We start from the raw sequence: 23970 nt of genomic DNA, 5'->3' as shown, positions 1-23970 counted from the left end.
GAAGAAGAATGCTCAACATTGGGGGATATGATTAAAAATCCCCCTAATTTTTACACTTATCCTTTAATTGAAAGGCGAAGTTTCTAAAATACAACCAAAATTAACCGCACTTTATGTCAAATTCCCTTTCTTCCCAAATTTTTACACGCAAGATGTTGATTTGCGTATTCACAGGTTTTAATTCTGGTTTGCCATTATTTGTGTTATTGCAAATGTTGCCTGTTTGGCTGACAGATAAACATCTCTCAATTGAGCTTATTGGTGCAGTAACGGGTGTGATGTTGCCTTATGGATTGAAATTTTTGTGGGCACCATTATTGGATCGTTATTTCCTGAGTTTTTTAGGGCGTCGTCGTAGCTGGATGTTACTTTCACAAGTGGCATTATTGATTTTACTTTACATCATTAGCCTGTTTGATCCGCTCACACAACTGAGCGTGGTGGCAAATATTGCGTTGCTTATCGCCTTTTTTTCAGCCACACAAGATATCGTGTTAGATGCGTATCGCCGTGAAATTTTGACTGATCATGAATTAGGTTTGGGAAACACTATTCATATTAATGCTTATCGAATTGCAGGATTAATTCCTGGTGGATTATCGCTCTATTTGGCGGCGATTTATCCTTGGGAAACAGTCTTTTTATGGACCGCACTTTGTATGTTAGCGGGCATCTTCATGACACTATTTTTAGCAAAAGAACCAAAAATAGACATGCAGCAAACTAATCAGCCGTTCTATCAAGCATTTTGGATTCCATTACAAGAATTTTTCCAGCGTAAGGGCGTTATTCAGGCTATCGGTTTTTTACTGTTTTTGTTTTTGTATAAGTTCGGGGATTCTTTTGCCACAACGCTACAAACCAAATTTATTTATGACATGGGATTTAGCAAAGAGGATATTGCTATTGTTGTAAAAAGTACCGCACTTTGGTCAAGCATTTTATCTGGGCTTGCTGGTGGTGTGATAATGATAAAACTGGGTATTAACCGTGCATTGTGGCTATTTGGGCTTGTACAAATGGTAACAATTAGTGGGTTTATTTGGTTGTCTGCTTTCGGACATTTTGATGTTATTACATCAGCTGAGTTATGGAAACTAGGTGTTGTGATTGCCGCAGAATATATTGGCGTTGGACTTGGTACCGCGGCTTTTGTGGCTTTTATGGCGCGTGAGAGTAATCCTCTTTATACTGCAACGCAACTTGCACTTTTTACAAGCCTTTCAGCTTTGCCTAGTAAAGTTTTAGGTATGCTTTCTGGTTATGTAGTGGGAGCAGTGGGGTATTATCAGTATTTTTGGTTTTGTTTATTTTTAGCGATTCCCGGCATGCTTTGTTTATTTTGGGTAGCACCTTGGAAGCAAGAAAATCATAAGACCAGATATGTATAAAAGTACGGTAAAAATTATAAAAAATTTGACCGCACTATGCTTTATCAGTATCTTAATCACGTTTTTTATTAATGGAGATTTTTATGAAAATTATTCTTTTAGGTGCGCCGGGTGCAGGTAAAGGCACTCAAGCACAATTTATTATGAACAAATTTGGTATCCCGCAAATTTCAACTGGCGATATGTTCCGTGCTGCAATCAAAGCGGGGACTGAACTTGGCAAACAAGCTAAAGCATTAATGGATGAAGGTAAATTAGTACCAGATGAATTAACCGTTGCACTTGTAAAAGATCGTATTGCACAACCAGACTGTGCAAATGGTTTCTTGTTAGATGGTTTCCCTCGTACTATTCCACAAGCGGATGCTCTAAAAGATTCAGGCGTTAAAATTGACTTTGTTTTAGAATTCGATGTGCCAGATGAAGTGATTGTTGAACGTATGAGTGGTCGTCGTGTACACCAAGCATCTGGCCGTTCTTACCACATCGTTTATAATCCACCAAAAGTGGAAGGTAAAGATGATGTAACAGGTGAAGATTTAATTATTCGTGCAGATGATAAACCAGAAACTGTGTTAGATCGTTTAGCCGTATATCATAAACAAACCAGCCCATTAATTGATTATTACCAAGCAGAAGCAAAAGCGGGCAATACTCAATATTTCCGTTTAGATGGTACACAAAAAGTAGAAGAAGTTAGCCAAGAGTTAGATAAAATCTTAGGCTAAAAATAATCTAAAAAAATAAACCGCACTTTGGGTGACCTAAGTGCGGTTTGTTTTTTCTATGTTTTAATTAGTGGGTTGTTTTATTTTCATCAAAAACTGGTAATGGTTTGTGTTCGGTTGCGACATAGCTATATACCACAGGCAATACGAACAAGGTGAAAATAGTACCAATGGATAATCCCGCTACAATCACTATCCCCATACTAAAGCGAGATACCGCTCCCGCACCTGTTGCATAGAGTAATGGAATTAAGCCTGCTACCATTGCCGCCGTTGTCATTAGGATTGGGCGTAAACGTACTTTGGCTGCATGAGTGATTGCCTCAATTCGAGTTTTACCATGGTTTAGCTGCTCTTCTTTTGCCACTTCACACATTAAGATACCGTGTTTGGTAATTAATCCCACGAGAGTAATTAACCCAACTTGAGAGTAGATATTTAATGTTGTTCCCGCGATGCCAAAGAAGGATAAAATATTTAAGCTCACTAATGCACCACTTACGGCTAATGGTACGGAAATCATAATTACCATTGGGTCACGTATAGATTCAAACTGAATGGCAAGTACCAAGAATATGATGATAACAGCCAATGCAAAAGTGACGGCTAATGCGTTACCTTCTTGTACTAATTGACGTGCTTCAGATTTAAAGTCAAACGTATAGCCTTGCGGTAAATTGTCTGTTGCATGTTGTTGTAGCCATGAAACTGCATCACCCGTTGATGAACCTGGCATTGGTACTGCGCTGATCTGTGCTGAGTTTAATTGGCTAAAGCGTGATAATGAAGTTGGCTGTGTTTCTAGCTTCATTGTGATTAAACTGCTTAATGGCACGGATTGCCCATTACTTGCTGTTAAGTAATAGTTTTTGAATGCTTCGGGCGATAAACGGTCATCACGTTTGACTTGCGAAATGACTTTATAAGCACGTCCATCCACATCGACTCGTGTAATTGTTGCTCCAGATAAGAAACTCCCTAAAGTATTACTAATTTGTTGCATCGTGATACCGTAAGTACCTGCTTTCTCTTTATCTACTGAAATTGTCATTTGCGCCGTGTCATAGGTCAAATCTAAATCCGTATAAATAAATTTACCCGAGTCTTTCATCGCACTTAGGAATTTCTCTGCAGTATTTGCCAACGATTTATAATCTTGAGCAGTTTTTAACACAATAGCGATTGGAGGGCCTTGTTCCCCTGTATCAATTTCAGGAAAGTTAAATGCAGATACGGATACTTCTGGAATTGATTTCGCTTTTGCATTGATTTCGTTCATTACGGCAGATTGCTTGCGTGAACGTTCTTTCCAGTCTTTCAATGTGATGATATTTAACGAGCCATTAGAATTTGGCGCGCCTGCAATGCTCATACCAAAAGAGACTTCAGGTGTTTCCATTACATTTTTCATGTACGGTTGCATTGCATTTTGAATGTAATCCACATTCACACTAGATGGCGCATTACCAATGGCAATAAATGCACCTTTATCTTCATTTGGTGTTAATTCATTAGAAAGTGAATTAAACAAAAATGGGAGCGTTGAGAAAATCACGACCGCAAAAGCCAGTATTGATTTACGATTGAGCATAACGAGATCAAGCATGTATTCGTAAATACGATTTACTTTACCTAAGGTATGTTCTACGCGTTCTTCCATCCATGTTGGTTTAGCATTGGATTTGAGTAACTTACTACTCATCATTGGCGATAACGTTAATGCCACAATACCAGAAATAAATACTGCACCAGCAAGGGTTAAAGCAAACTCTTTAAATAATGTGCCAGTAATGCCACCCATTAAAGCCATTGGTGAGTAAACCGCGATCAATGCGATAGTCATAGAAATTACAGGCACGGCAATTTCACGAGTACCAATAATTGCTGCACGGAATGGTGTTTCCCCTTCTTTAATATGGCGATCCACGTTTTCTAACACGACAATCGCATCATCAACGACTAAGCCGATAGCGAGAATAAGTGCTAATAATGTCATTAAGTTAATAGAAAAATCTAAACTTTGTAGCATCATTAAAACACCGATCAACGAAATCGGAATGGTGAGAACTGGAATTAAAATTGCGCGAAGCGATCCGATAAACATCAAAATAACCACTAATACAATAACAGTTGCTTCCACAATAGTTTTAATTACTTCATGGATTGAACTATTAATCGCAATAGTACTGTCATAAAGAATGTCAGTTTCCATGCTATCCGGTAGTTGCTTCTTAATACTTTCAAAGAGCGGTCGGATTTTTTCTGCCACTGTTAATGGGTTAGCCGATGAAGTTGGATTGATGCCTAATACGACAGAATCCGCACCATTTGCAGTTGCACGAGAATTATCGCTTTCTTTGTTCAATTCAATGGTCGCAATATCGCGTAGACGTACTAAATCATCGCCACGAGAAGCAATAATTAAGTTACCTAATTGCTCAACGGATTTTGTCGTTGTTTCAACTTTGTTGCGGTAAGTGACATAGTAGCCGTTATCATTACCCGCCGCAGTTTGTACATTATTTGCAGAAAGGGCAGACATCACCGTTGGTGCAGAAAGATTTTGTGACGCCATTTTTTGAGGATCTAGCCAAATACGTAATGCATATTCAGCTGCACCAAATACTTGTACTCCAGCCACGCCTTCAATCGTAAAGAATTGAGGTTTGACCACACGATTAATGTAGTCAGTTACTTGACTTGAGTCGAGTTTGTTGGAGCGGAAACTTATATACATAATCCCCGTCCCACCAGTGGAAGAGGCGACGCTTGGTGCTTCAATTCCACTTGGTAATTCAGAACGCACTGCATTTACTTTTGCCAATACATCAGCTAGTGCTCCAGCAGGATCGGTATTCAGTTTCATTTTGACTGTAATAGTCGATGCATTTGGTGCACTACTAGATGACATATAGTCAATGTTATCCGCTTGGGCGATAGATTCTTCTAATGTAGAAGTAACAAATGCCTGAATTAGATTTGCATCAGCACCAGGGTAGGCGGTTGTTACCGTAATTACCGTGGTGGTCATTTTAGGGTATTCACGCACTGTCAATTTCGAAATAGCTTGCAAACCTAAAATAATAATAAGCAAGCTAATTGAAATCGCTAAAACAGGACGACGAATAAATATATCGGTAAATTTCATTCGTATTTCCTAGTTAATTAAAGGTTAGTTTTATTTACTGGCTCTGTTGCACCTACAATGTCTTTTTCAATCCATTCTACAAGACTGCCATTGCCGATACCTTGTTGACCACCAGTGATAATTTTATCTCCAGGTTTTACTTCATTACCTTGTAATTGAGAATAAATGCCTTGGCGATCTTTAGTGAATACAGTGATTTGTTTTGCTCGATATAAACGATCTAATTTTTTATTCTCTGCCATTTTCTCTTTGTCTTCATCAGATAATGGTGTGAGTAAGTAAGCAATTTCACCATACATGTTGTAGCTAATAGCTACTTGTGGAACGACAACTTGATTTGTTTCAGTTGGAAGCGCTATGTGTAAACGTGAGAACATACCTGAAAGCAATTTACGCCCATCTTCAGGATCAAATGTAGCTTGAACATCAACTAAACCAGTTGATGAATTAATGGCTGGTTCAATAGCTGTGATTCGAGCTGAAAATGTTTCGCCCAAGCGAGCATCTGTTGTCGCTGTGACGCGTTGACCGATATGTAATTTATCTAAATCATTTTGTGAAAGAGCAAAATCCACTTTCATTGAGCTAGTATCTTCTACACGCACAATTTCTGTTCCAACATTTACATATTGCCCAACGTTTACTTTTACAATACCTGCTTTGCCATCAAATGGCGCAACGATTTTACGGCGCTCAATTGTTGCTTTTAAAGATTCGATATTGGCTAGTTGAGCGTCATAAGCCGCTTTTGCGTTATCCATTTCTTGTCGTGAAACAGCATTGCTTTTCAATAAATTAGCATAACGTTGATAAGTTTGACGAAGGGCTGGGAGTTGTGCCTGTGCGGCTTGAAGGCTAGCATGTTCTACTGAACTGTCGAGTTCAATGAGTAAATCGCCTTTTTTCACTTGTTGGCCATTTTGCACGAGCACTTGAGAAATCGTACCTGCATTTTGTGTGCTGAGCATCGCGCCTTGATTTGGACGCACAAGACCTGTTGTGTTAATAACTGGCGTCCATTCACGCGGTTGAACTTCAAGTGCAGTCACTGGGCTTGAAGGTTCTAGCATTCCTGCAATGGCTCGGCTTATCATTACGCCTTTTATCATATTAAAACCGATGACACCGGCAAAAATTAAGACAAATACCACTAAAATTATTTTCATAAAGAAAATATGTGAGCGTTTTGGTCTTTGATGTTGAGTTTGACTCATGTTTAAAGCTCCGTTATAAAAATAATAACAATTATTTCTGAATCGCACGCCAAGAGCGTTCAATCACAGATTCTAAAATTTCAGGCTTAAGATCGAAATCGATAAATTTTGCATCAGAGGCTAAATTTATCGCCGTTTTCAAACTTAATAAAAAGAGAATATCTTCAGATAATTCCGCTAATAAGCCAGCTTTTTGTGCTTGATGACAAAATAAATCCCAACGACTATTTTTAACGTTTTTACAAATCTCCGTGAAATTAGGCAAAGATTCATATTGTTTTAAATTGGATAAGATAGTGGGATTTTCTTGTAAGAAATACCAAATGTTTTTCCACATTTGTCGATACTGTTCGAAAAAAGGCTTAGTTTCATCAAAATCTTTTTCAAGTGTTGCCATAAATATTGAAAACACTCTGTGTGCAAATTGTTCAAGCAACTCATCTTTGTTTTTGAAATAAAGGTAAATCGTTCCTGCAGCTACATTTGCTTCTTTCGCAAGTTTGTGCATAGAAAGTTGATTCAACCCTTCTTTTGCCATTAAACGATCTGTCGCTGAAAAAATCTGTTCAGCTAAGTCTGTTTTAGCTTGTCGCATAAGATCCTTGAGTAAAATAAGGAGCAATAATTGCTCAAAAATGAATGAGCGTTCATTTTAGTGATTTTTCGTTTTTTGGCAAGTTAAAAAACACAAAAGCACAACGAAAATGGGCAACATTTAAAAGCTAGATTTTTGAATCAACTTTTAAATGTTGCCCATTTTGACCGCACTTTTGATTGTTAGGAATAAAAAGCTAAATTGGCTCTAGTCCTAACACTTTACGACCGTTAATACTTGCGATATTGACCATTTCATCTAAGTGTGGGAAACGGCAACCTGCAGCCAATAGGCTTAATTCTTGCCATAAATCCCCCTCACATAATGGCACCATATAATCGCAAATATTATCTGTGCCTAGGGCAACAGTGATACCTTCGGGGATCATTTCATCTGCTGGCGTGAGCGCATTATGGAATGGCATAAGATCTTCTTTGCGATTACTGTCAATCCATGCCATCGGACAGGCGATCATCATCATTTTGGCTTTACGCATTTTTTCGTAAAGTTTGTAGCGATATTCTTTTGAATGTGAGCCAATGGAAATACCGTGGATACCCACAACTCGCCCCTCCATTCCGTGTTCAATGGTTTTGTCGCAAAGTTGCTCAGTTTCTTTTTCACTTGGGTTATTGAATTGGTCTACATGTACATGGCACATAATTCCAAGAGATTTGGCCTTATCTAACAAGATATCCATCGCTTCTAGGCCGCGACCATAATCCAATTCATCACGATATGGTAACCCGCCAATCATATCTACCATTTCTGCACCAATATCAAACCATTTACGCGCAGTGGGTTCGATTACCCCTTTTAAAGTTTGATTGGCAAATTTCAAAATAATGTCATGTTTATACACTTCGCGGGCTTTGTGTGCGGCAATAATTGCACGATCTTCACAAATTGGGTCTATATCGACAAAGGTACCAAATGCGGTAACCCCCTGGGATATCATTAATTCAATAGATTGGCAAAAACGTGCGTAATAATCATCAACACTGGAAGTGCGTTTTACTTCATCAACCAAATCCCATTTTTGTTGCAAATTACTACTATGATAAATCCCAATTTTCTCTGGCGTCATCGTAAAAGCGCGGTCAGCATGTGCATGGGCATTTACCCATCCGCCTTTTTTGATAATTTCATCGCGAATATAGGTTTTAAAACTACGAACGTGGCTTTTCATACAAACTCCGTAAAAAAGAAAGGATAAAAAGACGAGAATGTATATTAATTGAAAGGTGCTGTAAGTACGGCGAGAAGCATTATGATAATGTTATGAAAAACTCACGGATTTTCATTAATAACATTTTTCAGTCTTAAACTGAGTCGTGAGTATAAAGGCTTAAGGGCAAAAAATCTATTCTTTTATGCCCTTATAAATTATTTTGCAAAGAAGAAATTTTGTAATTGGAAGGCTTCTAAAAAGATTCCAAGTGGCGGTCTGTCTGAAGATTGCTCGATATAATCTTTATCGAATTTTTTGTAATTCCCTTTGCGATCAATGTGATATTGTATTCCATCAGGTTGAATCACCACATTCCAGTGGAAATTAGAGGCAAGTACCCAGTCATCACCCTTAAGATCAAAGAGATTGCGTCCTTGACTATAATCCATCAACGGATTTTCTACACGGAATACTGTCTGCATTAACGCAGAGAAAATATCAGCATGGTTACTTAATCCATTTTGTTTGCCTACCGGTAAATCTTTCCAATATACAAGCAATGGCACTTGAACCTCATCGCGCCCAAAGTAGTTTTCTCGCTCTTTTTCATTCATTTCATTGAAAGTTAAACCGTGTTCAGCAGTGATAATCACTAATGTGTTTTCAAGCGGTGTATTTTCTAACGTTTTTTCTAAAAGAGAATCAATATCCTGCAAAGTGCGGTCATAATCTGATGGTTTTTTAGCCTCCAAGGCTAAATCCAAATAAGCAAACCAAGGTGAGTCTATTTTTTGTGCTTTAATAAAATCATTGAGATTTTTTACCGCACTTTCATTATTTGGTTTGTTGGTTTTATTCGATGAAAGTTTTATTTCACGAAATAATGCCTGGCGGAAGACGCTATCTTTGAAATTCGTAGCAGAAAATAAACCTAGTTGATAATTTTCAGCACGTAATTTTTCGATTAAAACAGATTGGGTATGATTGCTTAAAATGCTATCGGTGTAATTTGCATTTAAGCCATAAAATAATCCTACTAATCCTGCATTATTACTATTACCAGTACTGTAATGATTCGTAAATTCTGTTGCGCTCGTTGCAAATTCAGCTAACTTGGACATTTTGCCTTGAGAAATGGCATCGTAACGTAATCCAGAAACAGTGATCATCAAAATGTTTGGTTTACTGTCAATTGGTGTAAAAGTGAGCGTTTTTTTAGGATAATCAATCTTTAAGGCCTCTAAACGCCCCTCTTGTTTTAATGTTTGTGCGTACTGCTCGCCATCAATGAAACCGTGTTTTTCTAAAAAAGAACGGGCTGTCATTGGATAAGAAAGAGGAAAATTAGAGCGTTGCATCGTAATTGGGCGATATAAATAAGCATCTGCCCAAGCATAAATTAAATGCGTCGCAATGAACGTTGTGGTTAAGAATATACCGGTGCCTTTTAGCCATTTTTGGCGTTCAAGACTGCGTAATTTTTCCCAACTCCAGCGAGAAAATAACATTTGTACCAGTAAAATTATTGGCATTGGTGCAAAGAAAATTTGCCAATCGCGTGACATTTCGCCATTTTCTGGATTGACCAGCAAATTCCATACAATAGAAGATAAATGCAGATTAAAACGATTGAAAACGGCGGTATCAAATAATAATAAGGTTGTACAAATTGTGGAAAAAATCACGGTTAATCCGCGAAAAGTGCGGTGATTTTTAACAATAAAACTCATTGGAAAGACAACGAGTAAGTACAACGCAAAAACGTTGAAACTGAAATGCCCGAGCAAACTCACAAAGAAATAAAGTTTTCCTGCGAGAGTATCTGGCCAGTCAATGATAAAGGCATAACGAGTGCCAATAAGAATTGCAACAATAATATTAAAAAAGGCAAACCAATGACCCCACGAAATTTTTCGTGAAACGTCATCACGGTATTGCTTGCCGCTGAAAGTGCCTTTTTTAATCCATTTCATATTAACGTGTTTTTACCGCATTAATTAAGGAATTCGAAAATGCTTGAGCTAATGCCTCACGTTGAGTTTGCGGCACGCTAGTGGTTAATAAATTACTCGCCATATTACCAAGGGCGATTAACGAAAGATCTACAGGGGCTTTATGCTTTTCTAGCACTGCGATCATATCGTTTACAATCGCACTTAGCTGTGCATCAGAATATTTAGAATGTTGAGCCATAATGTTAAAAATAAAACAAAAAATTTGGCTTATGATACCCGATTATTTGGTAGAACCTAAATAATTTCTTTTTTCTTGCTTAAAAAGTGCGGTTATAATTTGCGGCAAATTTTCCAAAGGTGACAAAAATGAGTATTACCGTTAATCAAATTGTTTTGCATCAGTTAGTCAAAAATATGGATGGCGACAGTATAAAAATGGAAAGCGTATTACGCGACGAGTTGCTGTCCATTACACCAGAAGTAGAACAAATGATGTTGCAATTGCATCAAGGCTATCAAAATAAAGCTAAGGCTTTTGGCGTGTTTCAGGAAAAGTCTATCTTTGCACAACATTTAAATCGTTTATTAGAGCAAGAAATTGAGTTTTTGGGTTTTAGTCAATATTCAACAAAATTGCTTGCAGATGAATTAGGTAAATATAACTTTGCAGAAAGCGGCACCTTGATTTTATGCCAATATAATTTCTTGGCGACAGATTACTTGTTTATTGCATTGCTTGATAGTCGTCATAGTATGTTAGTCGATGAGCATTTAGATATTCGCCGTACAGAATATCTTGATATTACTCAGTTTGATATTGCGGCAAGAGTGAATTTGACGGATTTGCAGGTGAATGCAAACTCTAATCGTTATTTAACTTTCATAAAAGGTCGTGTTGGTCGAAAAATTAGTGATTTTTTCATGGATTTTTTAGGTGCTGAAGAAGGATTAAATCCACAGGTTCAAAATCAATGTTTATTGCAAGCGGTGAGTGATTACTGCGATCAAGGCGAACTCAACAAAGAGCAAACTCAAGCAGTAAAAAAACAAGTGTTTGAATATTGTAAAGGTCAGCTTTCAAACGGTAACAATATTGAATTAAGGGAACTTTCTGATTCATTACCCACTCTAAACGAACAGCCTTTTGTCGTCTTTACGGAAGAACAGAATTATGGTTTGGAAGAGAGTATTCCACCAGTACGTTCAACATTGAAATCGCTAACAAAATTCTCTGGGTCAGGAAAGGGCGTTACCCTAAGTTTTGATGCGGAATTATTGAATACACGTATTCAATGGGATCCTATGACAGATACCCTAACCATCAAAGGTTTACCGCCAAATTTAAAAGATCAATTACAAAAGGCTTTAAAATCAGAGAATTAATTTGGAAATACACCCAATTTTGGATATTATTTGACAGAACTTTTGCACAAATTAAGGTAAAGAAAATGCAAGTTAAAACACTTTTAGGCGCAACATTTTTAGCATTAAGCCTCGCTTCTTGTTCCACTGTTGAAAAAGTTGTATATCGAATTGATGTACCGCAAGGCAACTATTTAGAGGCGACTACAGTTGCTCAAGTTAAAGAAGGCATGACTGCTCAACAAGTACAATATTTGTTGGGCACGCCAGTATTAATCGATCCTTATAATAACTACACTTGGTACTACGTATTCTTACAACAACGTGCTTATGAAACACCTGTTCAACACACTTTCACAGTAAAATTTGATCAACGTGGGATTGTGACAGAAACCAATCTTGATAAACCTTTGCCAGAAGTTTCACAACAAGGCGAAAATAACACTATTATTGAAACAGGTGAGAAACCAAAATCAAGTTGGTGGAAATTCTGGAAATAATCTTTTTATTTTCACCGCACTACAATAAGAATAATTGGTAAAAGGAATCTCCAATGTCAAAACTCTTGCTCGTTGATGACGATGTTGAACTGACGGAATTACTTTCGTCCCTTTTAGCGTTAGAAGGGTTTGACGTTCAAACAGCAAATAATGGATTAGAGGCATTACAAAAACTTGATGAAAGCCACGAGTTGGTTTTGCTTGATGTAATGATGCCAAAGTTAAATGGTATCGAAACACTAAAAGAAATTCGTAAAGTCTCTAACGTGCCAATAATGATGCTGACTGCGAGAGGCGAAGATATTGATCGTGTATTAGGCTTAGAATTGGGAGCGGATGATTATTTACCCAAGCCTTTTAACGATCGTGAGCTTATTGCAAGAATTAAGGCGATTTTGCGTCGTAGTGCATCTCCTTCAAATAATACCGCAAATGTAGAAATCCTTTCTTTTGACGGAATTACTCTCAACTTTTCTCACGGAATTGCAACCTATAATGAAGAAAATCTAAATTTAACGGATTATGAGTTTAAGATTCTTTGTTTATTGCTTAAATCTAAGGGAAATATGGTAAGTCGAGAAGAATTAAGTTTAGAAGTAATGGAAAAACCGCTCACTCCATTTGATCGTTCTCTTGATATGCACATCTCTAATTTGAGACGCAAATTACCAGAACGAAAAAGTAAACTGCCTTGGTTTAAAACCTTACGTGGAAAAGGATATCTTTTAGTGACCTAGTTTTATGAAATTGCGCAGTCTTTTCAGTTTAAATCAACTTGCGATCAGAACATTTGCTATATTCTGGTTTGCTTTTTTTGCCATGATGAGTCTTGTGATCGCTGTGCCTACTCTCGATCTCAGAGTCTATTCGCCTTTAAAAGAAGCAGATGTTGTTACCTATCAAAAAAAAATTATCGATATTATCCGCAACGGTCAATTAAAAGGGCTTATTGCGGAAATTCCCGTTTTACATACAGATAAATTTCAACCCTCCAGACCCATTCTTATTGATTTACAAACTAAAGATATTCTAGGGGAACTACCAGAGGAAGTGCCTTATATCCGAAGATTTGCGGATGTATCAGGTGATTTTTCAGAACCCAAACGTAAAAATTTCAATGAAGTTCAGATTTCAGGTCCATTTCAAGTGTATTTGGGAGATGAGACAAATTCTTATGCCTTGTACTTTATATCTTACGTTAATCCGCAACGAGAGATGTTTAATTACATTTTTGATAGACCGATTACATTGATTTTGCTTATTCTTTTAATCACCAGCCCATTGCTTTGGTGGTTCACAAGAATGCTGACTAAGCCTATTTCTCGCTTGCAAGAAGCGGCGAATTCAGTGGCATTAGGCAATTTCAAAATTGATAAGAGCTTAGTGGCTAATGGTCCATTAGAGCTACGCCAAGTCGGTCAAAGTTTTAATCGAATGGCATCTTCTATTGATCATTTAATCTCTAATCAACAAACACTACTTTCATCGATTTCACATGAATTAAAAACGCCACTCACTCGTTTACGGTTGGCTACAGCGCTTGTTCGTCATGAATGTGGTGAAACAGAGAGCGTAAAATGCATTGAAAGAGAAATAGGGCGAATGGATAAAATGATTAGTGAGCTACTTCTACTTTCACGCCAGAAAATGAATAGTCAAATGGAACGTGATATATTTTATGCTAATACGCTTTGGACTGATATTATCAATGATGCAAAATTTGAGGCTGAGCAACGTGGTATAACGTTTCTCACAAATATTCGTTTACCCAAAAATGAATTACAACTTAACGGCAATTTTAGATTACTAGAAAGTGCGGTTGAAAATATCGTGACAAATGCACTTAAATACACCAAGGATAAGATCGAACTTCATATTTTTATCCAAGAAGAAGAAGAAGAAGAATTTCTCAGGATCCGTATAGATGACAACGGATCTGGAGTCCATCCAGATGAATTTGAAAAAATCTTCAAACCATTTTATAGAGTAGATGAGACGCGAACTAGAACGACTGGCGGCACAGGACTAGGATTGGCGATTGTGTCTAATGTTATTCAGGAGCATCAAGGAAAGGTCTGGGCGGAAAAAAGCCCACTAGGCGGACTTGCTGTTACTATACGATTGCCATTATGGATCAGTCACTAAAAATCAAAAGTGCGGTAGATTTTTTACCGCACTTTTCGTCTAGGCATTATCTACGGCAAAAGAAATTACTTCATTAATTTTCTCACAACCTAGGGCAACCATAATTAGGCGATCGACTCCCAGTGCCACGCCAGAAGAGTTTGGTAAGCCAGCTTCTAATGCAGCCAGAAAACGTTCGTCAATATCTCGAATTGGCAATCCATGTTTCTTTCTTTGCTGATTATCTAATTCAAAACGATGTCTTTGTTCTCGTGCATCTGTCAATTCATGGAAACCATTTGCCAGTTCTAACCCTTTGTAATAGAACTCAAAGCGTTCTGCAACCCGCTGATCTTCTGGACTAACTTGTGCTAGGGCAGCTTGCGTTGAAGGGAAATGATACACGGCAACAGGTCGATCTTTTCCTATTTGAGGTTCAACGACTTCACTAAATAAGAACTGCAATAAAGTATCGCGCTCTTCATCATCTTCAGCCATAAAGTTATGTTTACGCGCCGCTTCGATTAATTCTGAACGTTCTGCTGATAAGGGATCTAAGCCTACATATTCTTGGAAAACAAACTGATAGCTTAAACTTTCTACAGGTGGGCAATCTAAAATTTGTTGGAGTAAATCATCCACTTCATTAATTAAACGATGCATACTAAAGTGCGGTCGATACCATTCTAACATGGTAAATTCTGGATTGTGGCGATTACCCGCTTCTTCATTACGGAACACTTTGCTGATTTGGAATATCGGTCCACTGCCTGCAGCGAGCAAGCGTTTCATGTGATATTCAGGGCTTGTAGAAAGCCAAAGTGTTTTGGATTGTTCACCGAAAGGCGCGAGAAATTCTGTGCTGAATGTGGAAAGGTGTAAATCAGTAACACCAAATTCACTTAGAACAGGCGTCTCAACTTCAAGTAAGCCTCGCTCTGTAAAAAATTGACGAATTTCAGCAATAATTTTTGCCCGTTTAAGAAGATTTTTTATATCGGCAGAAGGTTGCCAATGAGTAAGTGCGGTCATTTTTATTCCCATTTTTAAATTTGCATCATTGTAAACGAGAGCCCTTCTCAACTCAATCTAAGCTTTTTTGAGATAGATCACAAAATCCGATCTTTTCCATCTTTAGACATAAAAAACGTTATTAATTTGTAACAAAAAATGGCACAATGCCTGCGAAACACTACCCTTTTAGGGTAATTTCTTTTTTTTACTTTCTACATTTATTGGAGGATATCGTGCAAACAGTTAATGTCGATATTGCAATTGTTGGTGCTGGTGGCGGCGGTTTACGTGCAGCGATTGCAGCAGCAGAAGCAAATCCTAACTTAAAAATTGCATTAGTTTCAAAAGTGTACCCAATGCGTAGCCATACTGTGGCAGCAGAAGGTGGCGCAGCGGCAGTTATCAAAGAGGAAGATTCTTACGATAAACACTTCCAAGATACCGTTGCGGGTGGTGACTGGCTTTGCGAACAGGATGTTGTGGAATATTTCGTACAACATTCACCAGTGGAAATGACTCAATTAGAACGTTGGGGATGCCCTTGGAGCCGTAAAGCAGATGGCGATGTAAACGTACGTCGTTTCGGTGGAATGAAAATTGAGCGCACTTGGTTCGCTGCCGATAAAACAGGTTTCCACTTATTACACACGCTTTTTCAAACTTCTATTCAATATCCACAAATCCAACGTTTTGATGAACACTTCGTATTAGATATTCTTGTTGATGATGGCCATGCTCGTGGTATGGTTGCAATGAACATGATGGAAGGTTCGCTTGTTCAAATTAATGCAAATGCGGTTGTGATTGCAACTGGTGGTGGTTGTCGTGCATTTAAATTTAATACCAACGGCGGTATTGTAACAGGTGACGGCTTATCTATGGCGTATCGTCATGGTGTACCACTTCGTGATATGGAGTTTGTTCAATATCACCCAACAGGTTTACCGAATACCGGCATCTTAATGACTGAAGGTTGTCGTGGTGAAGGTGGTATCTTAGTGAATAAAGATGGCTATCGCTATCTTCAAGATTACGGTCTAGGACCAGAAACACCAATTGGCAAACCGCAAAATAAATATATGGAACTTGGTCCTCGCGATAAAGTTTCTCAAGCATTCTGGCAAGAATGGAAAAAAGGTAATACCTTAAAAACTGCGAAAGGCGTAGATGTGGTGCATTTAGATTTACGTCATCTTGGTGAAAAATATTTACATGAGCGTCTGCCATTCATTTGTGAATTAGCAAGTGCTTATGAAGGTGTAAATCCAGTGAATGAGCCAATCCCTGTTCGTCCAGTTGTTCACTACACCATGGGCGGTATTGAAGTCGATTTCAATAGCGAAACTCGTATCAAAGGTTTATTTGCTGTAGGTGAATGTGCATCTTCAGGTTTACATGGCGCAAACCGCTTAGGCTCTAACTCTTTAGCTGAACTTGTTGTATTAGGTCGTGTCGCAGGGGAATATGCGGCGCAACGTGCAGTTGAGGCTCAATCTGCAAACCAAAGTGCGGTTGATGCTCAAGCAAAAGATGTTGTTGCTCGCTTAGAAGCCCTTCATAAACAAGAAGGTAATGAATCTTGGTCTGAGATCCGCGATGAAATGGGTTCTGTAATGGAAGAAGGTTGTGGTATTTACCGTGACCAAGCAAGTATGCAAAAAGCAGTAGATAAAATTGCAGAATTAAAAGAACGTTATAAACGTATTCGTGTTGCAGATAACTCAAGTGTGTTCAATACAGATGTACTTTACACAGTTGAGTTGGGGTATATCCTAGATGTTGCACAATCTATTGCAAATTCAGCGATTGAACGTAAAGAATCTCGTGGTGCTCACCAACGCTTAGACTACACTGAACGTGATGATGTAAATTATTTAAAACACACACTTGCTTTCTACAATGAGAATGGTGCACCGCGCATTGAATACAGTCCGGTGAAAATTACTAAATCTCAACCTGCAAAACGTGTTTACGGTGCGGAAGCAGAAGCTCAAGAAGCAGCTGCGAAAGCTAAGGAGCAAGCAAATGGCTAATTCACCAGTAATGAATGTTGAAGTATTACGCTACAATCCTGAAATCGATCAAGAGCCGCATTTAAGTACTTATCAAGTACCTTATGATAATCAAACTTCATTGCTTGATGCGTTAGGTTATATTAAGGATAAACTTGAACCATCTCTTTCTTATCGTTGGTCTTGCCGTATGGCGATTTGTGGCTCTTGTGGGATGATGGTAAATAATAAACCAAAATTGGCTTGTAAAACGTTCTTACGTGATTACAGCGGCCATATGCGTATTGAGCCGTTAGCAAACTTCCCAATTGAACGTGACTTAGTGGTTGATTTAAGCCACTTTATTGAAAGTTTAGAGGCAATTAAACCTTATATTATTGGTAACGAAGCACCAGCATTAGATGGTAAACCACATCCATCGAAAGAATTGCAAGTAAGCCGTACTAAACAAACGCCTGCACAGCTTGAGAAATATCGTCAATTCTCTATGTGTATTAACTGTGGTTTGTGCTATGCCGCTTGCCCTCAATTTGGTTTAAATCCTGAATTCTTAGGCCCTGCAGCTATCACTATGGCTCATCGTTATAATCTTGATAACCGTGACCATGGTAAAGCAAAACGTATGTCATTATTAAATGGTAAAAACGGGGTTTGGAGTTGTACTTTCGTTGGCTATTGCTCAGAAGTTTGTCCAAAACATGTGGATCCTGCTTCTGCAATTAACCAAGGCAAAGTGGAAAGTGCCAAAGATTATGTTATCTCTATGCTAAAACCAAAAAGCTAAGGGGGAAGGAATGTCAGTAACAGTGAGTAAACGTAAAAAATATGTTCGTCCAATGACAGCGACTTGGTGGCAAAAATTGGACTTCTACAAAGCTTATATGCTACGTGAAGCGACTTCAATCTTTGCTGTATGGTTTTGTATTGTATTGCTTTATGGCGTTCTTTGCCTTGCAAGCAATCCAATGCCAGGCTTAGGCATCTTGAGCTTTATTGAGTTTTTAAGAAACCCAATTGTGGTGTTCTTAAATATTATTACGCTTATCGCAACGCTTTATCATACGGTGACATATTTCTTAATGACACCGAAAGTGATGAATATCATTGTGAAAAATGAACGCTTACCACACCGCGTTGTAAGAAATGCACTTTGGGTGGTAACCGCATTAGTTAGCCTGATTGCTTTAGTTTTAGTTTATATTTAAGGGAGAGAAAAAATGGTTGATCAAAATCCAAAACGCTCCGGCGAACCGCCAGTATGGTTAATGTTCGGTGCAGGCGGCACAGTGAGTGCAATTTTCTTCCCTGTTGTTATTTTAATTATCGGTTTGTTATTACCATTTGGTTTAGTCGATGCGCATAATTTAATTACTTTTGCTTATTCTTGGATTGGTAAATTAGTTATTTTAGTGCTTACTATTTTCCCAATGTGGTGTGGTTTACACCGTATTCACCACGGTATGCACGATCTTAAAGTGCATGTGCCAGCTGGTGGATTTATCTTTTATGGTTTAGCCACAATTTATACTGTTTGGGTGTTATTTGCGGTAATAAATCTGTAATAAAAATGCTATAAATAAAAAAACGAGTCTTAGACTCGTTTTTTTATTTTATGTATCAAGTAAACATTTTTTATGTTTGTTTTACTTTAGAAATTCGATTAGATTTTTTATAAATGGCTCAAGTATTCAGCACCTAAATTTCCCATTTGTCTCAAAATCCAAGCTTGTTTTTTACGAACTAATAAGCTTGGCTTATTTACTTTATAAATAATTGGATTGGGCAACACAGCAGCTAAAAGTGCGGCTTCATTTTGAGATAAATTTTTAGCTGATTTTTTAAAGTAATAGCGACTTGCCGCTTCCACACCAAAAATGCCGTTTCCAAATTCCGCAATATTTAAATACACTTCTAAAATACGTTTTTTCGACCAAGTCAGCTCAAGCAACATAGTCGCTGGAACTTCTAAACCTTTTCGTAGCCAATTTTGTCCGTGCCAAAGCATTAAGTTTTTAGCAGTTTGCTGGGAAATAGTTGATGCCCCTCGGATTCCTTTGTTAGATTTTTCGTTATACCGAATTGCTCGTTGGATAGCCTCAAAATCAAAGCCTAAATGTTCAGGAAAACGCTGATCTTCTGATGAAATCACAGCTAATTGAATGTTTGGAGAGATATTTTCTAGGCTGACCCAGTTATATTGGATTTGATATCGAAAATCACCTTGTAAAAGATTAGCGATTTTTTGTTGTACCATATAAGCGGAAAATGGAATAGGTACAAAGCGAAAAATCAGCAACAAAGCAAAAACGGCGAAAAAAAAACAAAAGACAACTCGCTGCCAGTTTTTTTTCCACCATTTAGGACTAAATAAGTGAGAAAGTGCGGTAAAAATTCGCTTAGTTTTTTTCAATGAGATCAAGATGTTGTTTCATCCATTGCATAAAATCAGGATCCATCGTTTTAATCATATTGGAACCTCGAGTGATTGTGGCGGCACTTGTATTAAGATTTTGTTGAATTTCACGCTGAGGCATATTTTTATCAATCAGCTGAGAGACGATCTGCAAGCGCAATCCTACAGCATCTCGTTCGTCTGCCGTTAATAATAAGGTTAGAAACTCCTGTGCTTTGTTTTCTTCAAAAGCAATTTTTAGCATTTGAAGAAAGGCATTCCATTGTTCTAAATTGCGGCTGATATACATAATTACGCTCCCATTCCACACTATTAAACTAGTGCGTTTAGTATAGCCGATTCAATTCTTCTTGGCTAAAGATTTGTGGGTTTTCTTTATTTTGTAAAATTTGATAGTAAAAGTCATAAGTGACTACATTTTGCACATAACCACGAGTTTCGTAAAAAGGAATGGAGGCAACAAATTCGTCTAATGCTAATTTTCCATTAGCGCGGCTTAACCATTTTTCTACTCTATTTGCCCCTGCATTGTAAGCGGCTGCAATTAATATTCGATTGTTAGGATATTTTCCATTGAGTTCATTAAGATGTGCGGTACCTAGCAAAATATTATTCAATGGTTTGAATAAATCTTGTTCGCTTTGATAAGGTAGTTGATTATTCTCTGCGGTCAATTTTGCCGTGCTTGGTAAAAGTTGCATTAAGCCCCTCGCATTTGCAGAAGATTGTGCCATTGGATTCCAAGCACTTTCTTGACGGGCTATTGCCATAGCAAAAGTTTTGCTGATATTTAAATTCTGTAATGCTGCATTGAAGTATTCAGGATAAGCATTTGGCAGACGAAGGGACAGGTAATCCCACGCTTTTGCAACAATAGAAGCATCAACAGCTAATTCAAACCATTGCTGATTTTTGGCATATTCAGAAAGTTTTAGCTGAGTTGTGAAATCAACATTATCAAGTAAAATTTGCCAGCGTTGTTTTGCTAAACCATTTCGTCCAAGTTCTCTCAGCTCTCGAATCATGGCGAAAACTTGCGCGAAAGGAAGTTGTTCTGCCACGGTAAAACTTGGTGTTACTGGAAAATCAATTTTATATGCTTGCTTTAATTGTGCAGCAGCTAACATTGGATAGAATCCCCGCTCTTTTGAAAGTGCGGTTAGTTTTTCTATATTTTTTGATATATCTTGTTTAGCTTCCCAATAACGCCATTCTTGTTTTGCTTTTCCTTCAGTAGTAAGTGAATTAAGCCACGGAGAAAGGTCTGTTTTCTGCCAAATTGCCATTCGTAAACGGCGTTCAGTTAGGTTATCAGTTTTTAATTGTTGGATTTGTTCATCACGCCATTTTTGAAAATCAGCGTTTTCATTATCAAAAAAACGATTTAAAAAGGCTATTTTCCACTGTTTGATTTCATCTTCTGAGAGTTGCCAAGTTTCAGCCCATTGCTGATAGAGCTCAAAATTTGGATTCTCTATTTGTTCCGATAGTGTTTTTAGATAACGAGGAAAAGCATCGATTAATACACTTTTATCTAACGTGCTAGAATTACTGTTCTTTATAATCTCAGCAAGCTGTTTAGGATTTTCTACTTGATTTTGTTCTTTTTGATTCGTGTTATTTTCTTTAGCATTATCTGATGTTGCTGAGGTTTGTTGTTCGTTTGAAGTGGATAGTTTTTGTAATAAGGCTTGAAATGCTGGCGTTACAAAAGGGTAATTTTGTTGCACCAACATATTGAGTTCATTTATTGCTTGTTGTTTGCCCTGAATGTCATCACTTTTCAAAAAGGCGACTTTCGTTTCCCAAAAGCGTGCTAGCAAATCGTATTGCAAAGGGTAATCTTGCAATGAATCTATTAAGGTTTTTGTGATGTTTTGAGTCGTTTCAGAAAATTGCTGATTTTTTACCGCACTTTTTAACAAACCTTCAACCTGTAAAAAGGTTTCACGTTGTTTTAAACGTTTTAAGTAGTCTTGATGCTGTGCTGACGCCCAGTTTTGTTTTTCTTGCTCAAGATTGATTGATGCTGTTGCCGTGTTAGGTGTATCGGCGAAAGCAGAAAGTGCGGTCAAAATGCAGAGAGAAATTAAAGTGACTTTTTTCATGTTAGCTTATTAGAATTGAGGAGGGCTAAAATACTTTTTTAAATGGTTTTACAATAACATCACCATATACGCCAGCTTCTACATAAGGATCTTGTGCCGCCCAGTCTTTTGCAGCTTGTAAATTTGCGAATTGTGCAATAACGGTTGAACCTGTAAAACCTGCCTCTCCAGGATTTTCATCGTCGATAGCTGGATTGGGACCTGCCGTAAGTAAACGGTTTTCTGCTTGAAGTTGTTTTAAACGAGCTAAGTGCTGCTCGCGTACGGCAAGACGTTTTTCTAACGTATTGGGAATATCTTGGGCAAAAATAACATAGTACATAATGATTTCCTTTTATTTACAAGGCTTGTTCTGCTTCTAGTTCTGAAATTGAGGCTAATGCTTTTTCTAACTCTTGGTTGTTTTCACGGGGAATCGTGCGAGAGCGACCATTATTATCAACTGCAACAAAAGTAAATACCGCATCGGTGACACAATAACGTTCGCCAATTGGCTCACTCGCCACTTTTTTTACCCATACTTCTACTTTGATTTTAATGGAAGAACGTCCTACTTTTAGACATTGGCCATAGCAACAGACCACATCGCCCACAGAGATTGGTTTGATGAAATTCATGCTTTCAACCGCAACGGTAACTACACGCCCATGTGCGATTTCTTTTGCTAAAATTGCCCCCCCTATATCCATTTGAGACATGATCCAACCGCCGAAAATATCTCCGTTAGCATTGGTATCAGAAGGCATTGCTAAGGTTCGTAGTAATAGAATCCCTTTGGAATGGCGGCCATTTTTATCAGTAAAATTGGAAGACATTATTTTTCTCCATCTTTTGAATTTGAATCATCTTTAGGTAAATAGCGATAGATATAAGCACCTGAAATAATCGTTGCAATCACCGTCATACCAATAATTCCGAAAGATTTGAAATCAACCCAAGCTTCTTCCGACATATTATGGCTGATATAAATATTCACCAACATACAAATAATAAAGAATACTGCCCAGCCGAGGTTAAGTGTATTCCAAGCCTTTTCGGGCAGTTGTAGCTCTTTGCCAAGTAATTTTTTGATTAATGGAGTTTTAAATTGAAATTGTGCGACAAGTAAAACAATGGCAAACAAGGCATTGATAATTGTCACTTTCCATTGCAAATAGCGGATTTCATTAAAGTAAGCGGTTAAAAGTCCAAAAAAAACGACCGCACTTGCCATGATTTTTTGTTGTTTTTCAACCGTTCCATATTTCCATTTTAAAATCACAATCTGCAAAATTGTTGCCACTACTAATACGATGGCTGCTTCACGTACACCACCGAGTTTGTAAGTGACAAAAAATAAAATTAAAGGAATGAAGTCAAGGAGTTGTTTCATATTGATTAATCCTTCATAAATAAGCTGTAGAAACGATAAGTCACTACTAGCATAAAAATATTAAGTAATGCGGTGAAAATGCCTATTACCATATCAAATACAGCATTATTGGAAAATGCGCTTAATTGGAAAACAAGCACTGGCACGAGAAAATAAACCAGTAGGGTGTAAATAAACAATACGCCTTTTCGAGTATTTCCTCGCATCCAAATTTTTCGGATAGTTTGTGAAAGTGTATCTTGAGTAGAAAGATAATGTACTGCCGTCAAATTTAAACGGACGAAGAACCAAACGCCAACAATCATCGAGATAAGTGACATGATAGAGGGCGATTTTTTTGTGAGTAATGCAGTAAAGGCTTCTCCAAGACCAAGTAACATTGGTGCAACCATTAGTAGATCCAACAGAATTACACCTGCAAAACGACGCAAGGTAAGCGAGAAAGTTTGCCCTAAAGTGCGGTAATTTTGTAGGCTAATTTTGTGGATTGAGGTTAATCCCCAAGCGGCGATAAAACTCGTTAAAATCTGAGTAATAGCAACAGAAAAAACAAAACTCGAGATATTTGCATTTGCGAGATTTAATACATCACTTTTATTTTCATCATTAATAGGGAAACTCAAAAGTGCGCTGGCACTTTGCACGATAAATAAAATTGCGACAAATTGCAGCATAATTTTTTTCTGATTACGGAAGAAATTCCAACTGTCTTGCAATACTTGTGTAAAGTTAATTAGCATTTTTTTCCCTCTATGAAAATGGTGGCGCAATTATACAAGGTTTGCCGATTATTGCATAAATATCCTTAATTCAGAATTGAATAGATAAAACAAAAGTGGACAAATTTGCCCACTTTTCATTCA

24 protein-coding genes are annotated in these 23970 nt (G+C 37.7%); 10 read left to right on the top strand and 14 right to left on the bottom strand.

The features are described 5' to 3' along the window. Positions 1-113 precede the first annotated feature (113 nt). Both DV424_RS03965 and adk read left to right on the top strand, forming a co-directional pair. Positions 114-1391 (top strand): MFS transporter, encoded by a 1278-nt coding sequence (locus tag DV424_RS03965; RefSeq protein ID WP_118859150.1) that lies wholly within the window; start codon positions 114-116, stop codon positions 1389-1391. Positions 1392-1474: 83 nt separating this feature from the next. Continuing rightward, the gene (gene adk / locus DV424_RS03960; protein WP_005631284.1) at positions 1475-2119 is read left to right on the top strand and encodes an adenylate kinase; all 645 of its coding nucleotides are present in this window, start codon (positions 1475-1477) and stop codon (positions 2117-2119) included. A 67-nt stretch (positions 2120-2186) separates the two neighbouring features. On the opposite strand, the gene acrB is transcribed toward adk, so the two are convergent. From acrB to DV424_RS03930, 6 genes are all read right to left on the bottom strand, one after another. Beyond that, positions 2187-5267, bottom strand: a complete 3081-nt coding sequence (gene acrB, locus DV424_RS03955) for a multidrug efflux RND transporter permease subunit AcrB (RefSeq protein WP_118859149.1) — start codon at positions 5265-5267, stop codon at positions 2187-2189. Between the two features lie 17 nt (positions 5268-5284). Continuing rightward, positions 5285-6481 carry a multidrug efflux RND transporter periplasmic adaptor subunit AcrA gene (acrA, locus tag DV424_RS03950; protein WP_192880639.1) on the bottom strand — a complete coding sequence of 399 codons (1197 nt, stop codon included), beginning with the start codon at positions 6479-6481 and terminating at the stop codon, positions 5285-5287. 31 nt (positions 6482-6512) lie between these two features. Then, entirely contained in the window at positions 6513-7076 is a 564-nt protein-coding gene (gene acrR / locus DV424_RS03945) for an efflux transporter AcrAB transcriptional repressor AcrR (protein WP_118859148.1), read from the bottom strand. A gap of 196 nt (positions 7077-7272) precedes the next feature. Beyond that, positions 7273-8265 (bottom strand): amidohydrolase family protein, encoded by a 993-nt coding sequence (locus tag DV424_RS03940; RefSeq protein ID WP_005631292.1) that lies wholly within the window; start codon positions 8263-8265, stop codon positions 7273-7275. A gap of 197 nt (positions 8266-8462) precedes the next feature. Further along, entirely contained in the window at positions 8463-10220 is a 1758-nt protein-coding gene (locus tag DV424_RS03935; protein ID WP_118859147.1) for a DUF3413 domain-containing protein, read from the bottom strand. Position 10221: 1 nt separating this feature from the next. Next, complete coding sequence (locus DV424_RS03930) at positions 10222-10440, bottom strand: YejL family protein (RefSeq protein WP_005625990.1); 219 nt, start codon at positions 10438-10440, stop codon at positions 10222-10224. 128 nt (positions 10441-10568) lie between these two features. Between DV424_RS03930 and yejK the strand changes: the two genes are divergently transcribed. From yejK to cpxA, 4 genes are all read left to right on the top strand, one after another. Next, positions 10569-11585, top strand: coding sequence for a nucleoid-associated protein YejK (yejK, locus tag DV424_RS03925; RefSeq protein ID WP_118859146.1), 1017 nt, complete (start codon positions 10569-10571; stop codon positions 11583-11585). A gap of 65 nt (positions 11586-11650) precedes the next feature. Beyond that, on the top strand, positions 11651-12064 hold the full coding sequence (bamE, locus tag DV424_RS03920) for an outer membrane protein assembly factor BamE (protein ID WP_005631300.1): 414 nt from the start codon (positions 11651-11653) through the stop codon (positions 12062-12064). Positions 12065-12117: 53 nt separating this feature from the next. Continuing rightward, complete coding sequence (locus DV424_RS03915; RefSeq protein WP_118805191.1) at positions 12118-12801, top strand: response regulator; 684 nt, start codon at positions 12118-12120, stop codon at positions 12799-12801. 4 nt (positions 12802-12805) lie between these two features. Continuing rightward, entirely contained in the window at positions 12806-14209 is a 1404-nt protein-coding gene (gene cpxA / locus DV424_RS03910) for an envelope stress sensor histidine kinase CpxA (protein WP_118859145.1), read from the top strand. A gap of 39 nt (positions 14210-14248) precedes the next feature. On the opposite strand, the gene epmA is transcribed toward cpxA, so the two are convergent. After that, positions 14249-15220 carry an elongation factor P--(R)-beta-lysine ligase gene (epmA, locus tag DV424_RS03905; RefSeq protein ID WP_118859144.1) on the bottom strand — a complete coding sequence of 324 codons (972 nt, stop codon included), beginning with the start codon at positions 15218-15220 and terminating at the stop codon, positions 14249-14251. A 215-nt stretch (positions 15221-15435) separates the two neighbouring features. On the opposite strand from epmA, the gene frdA reads away from it, so the two are divergent. From frdA to frdD, 4 genes are read left to right on the top strand one after another with little or no spacing between them, the layout of a single operon-like run. Beyond that, positions 15436-17235 (top strand): fumarate reductase (quinol) flavoprotein subunit, encoded by a 1800-nt coding sequence (frdA, locus tag DV424_RS03900; RefSeq protein WP_118859143.1) that lies wholly within the window; start codon positions 15436-15438, stop codon positions 17233-17235. Further along, positions 17228-17998, top strand: a complete 771-nt coding sequence (locus tag DV424_RS03895; RefSeq protein ID WP_005645965.1) for a succinate dehydrogenase/fumarate reductase iron-sulfur subunit — start codon at positions 17228-17230, stop codon at positions 17996-17998. Before frdA ends, DV424_RS03895 begins: the two co-directional genes overlap by 8 nt. Positions 17999-18008: 10 nt before the next feature. Then, positions 18009-18419, top strand: a complete 411-nt coding sequence (gene frdC, locus DV424_RS03890) for a fumarate reductase subunit FrdC (RefSeq protein ID WP_118859142.1) — start codon at positions 18009-18011, stop codon at positions 18417-18419. Positions 18420-18431: 12 nt separating this feature from the next. Next, on the top strand, positions 18432-18776 hold the full coding sequence (gene frdD / locus DV424_RS03885) for a fumarate reductase subunit FrdD (protein WP_005631316.1): 345 nt from the start codon (positions 18432-18434) through the stop codon (positions 18774-18776). Between the two features lie 107 nt (positions 18777-18883). Here the strand turns inward: frdD and mtgA are convergent, their stop codons facing one another. The 7 genes from mtgA to DV424_RS03850 are packed head-to-tail and all read right to left on the bottom strand — an operon-like array spanning position 18884 to position 23847. Then, complete coding sequence (gene mtgA, locus DV424_RS03880; protein WP_118859141.1) at positions 18884-19624, bottom strand: monofunctional biosynthetic peptidoglycan transglycosylase; 741 nt, start codon at positions 19622-19624, stop codon at positions 18884-18886. Further along, positions 19611-19916: a trp operon repressor gene (gene trpR, locus DV424_RS03875; protein WP_005629736.1), complete on the bottom strand. Its 306-nt coding sequence runs from the start codon at positions 19914-19916 to the stop codon at positions 19611-19613. The genes mtgA and trpR overlap by 14 nt, the downstream gene beginning before the upstream one ends. A gap of 37 nt (positions 19917-19953) precedes the next feature. Then, entirely contained in the window at positions 19954-21735 is a 1782-nt protein-coding gene (locus DV424_RS03870) for a transglycosylase SLT domain-containing protein (protein WP_118859140.1), read from the bottom strand. A 25-nt stretch (positions 21736-21760) separates the two neighbouring features. Then, positions 21761-22057: a YciI family protein gene (locus tag DV424_RS03865; RefSeq protein ID WP_118859139.1), complete on the bottom strand. Its 297-nt coding sequence runs from the start codon at positions 22055-22057 to the stop codon at positions 21761-21763. Positions 22058-22073: 16 nt separating this feature from the next. After that, positions 22074-22550, bottom strand: coding sequence for an acyl-CoA thioester hydrolase YciA (gene yciA, locus DV424_RS03860; RefSeq protein WP_118859138.1), 477 nt, complete (start codon positions 22548-22550; stop codon positions 22074-22076). After that, on the bottom strand, positions 22550-23107 hold the full coding sequence (locus tag DV424_RS03855) for a septation protein A (RefSeq protein WP_005636812.1): 558 nt from the start codon (positions 23105-23107) through the stop codon (positions 22550-22552). The genes yciA and DV424_RS03855 overlap by 1 nt, the downstream gene beginning before the upstream one ends. 5 nt (positions 23108-23112) lie before the next feature. Further along, positions 23113-23847 carry a hypothetical protein gene (locus DV424_RS03850; protein WP_118859137.1) on the bottom strand — a complete coding sequence of 245 codons (735 nt, stop codon included), beginning with the start codon at positions 23845-23847 and terminating at the stop codon, positions 23113-23115. Positions 23848-23970 lie beyond the last annotated feature (123 nt).

Origin of the sequence: Haemophilus haemolyticus (assembly GCF_003493605.1) — a bacterium.
GTDB lineage: Bacteria > Pseudomonadota > Gammaproteobacteria > Enterobacterales > Pasteurellaceae > Haemophilus > Haemophilus haemolyticus_J.
Note: the sequence above shows the minus strand (reverse complement) of the source record. Positions and strands in the feature narration are given on the sequence as shown.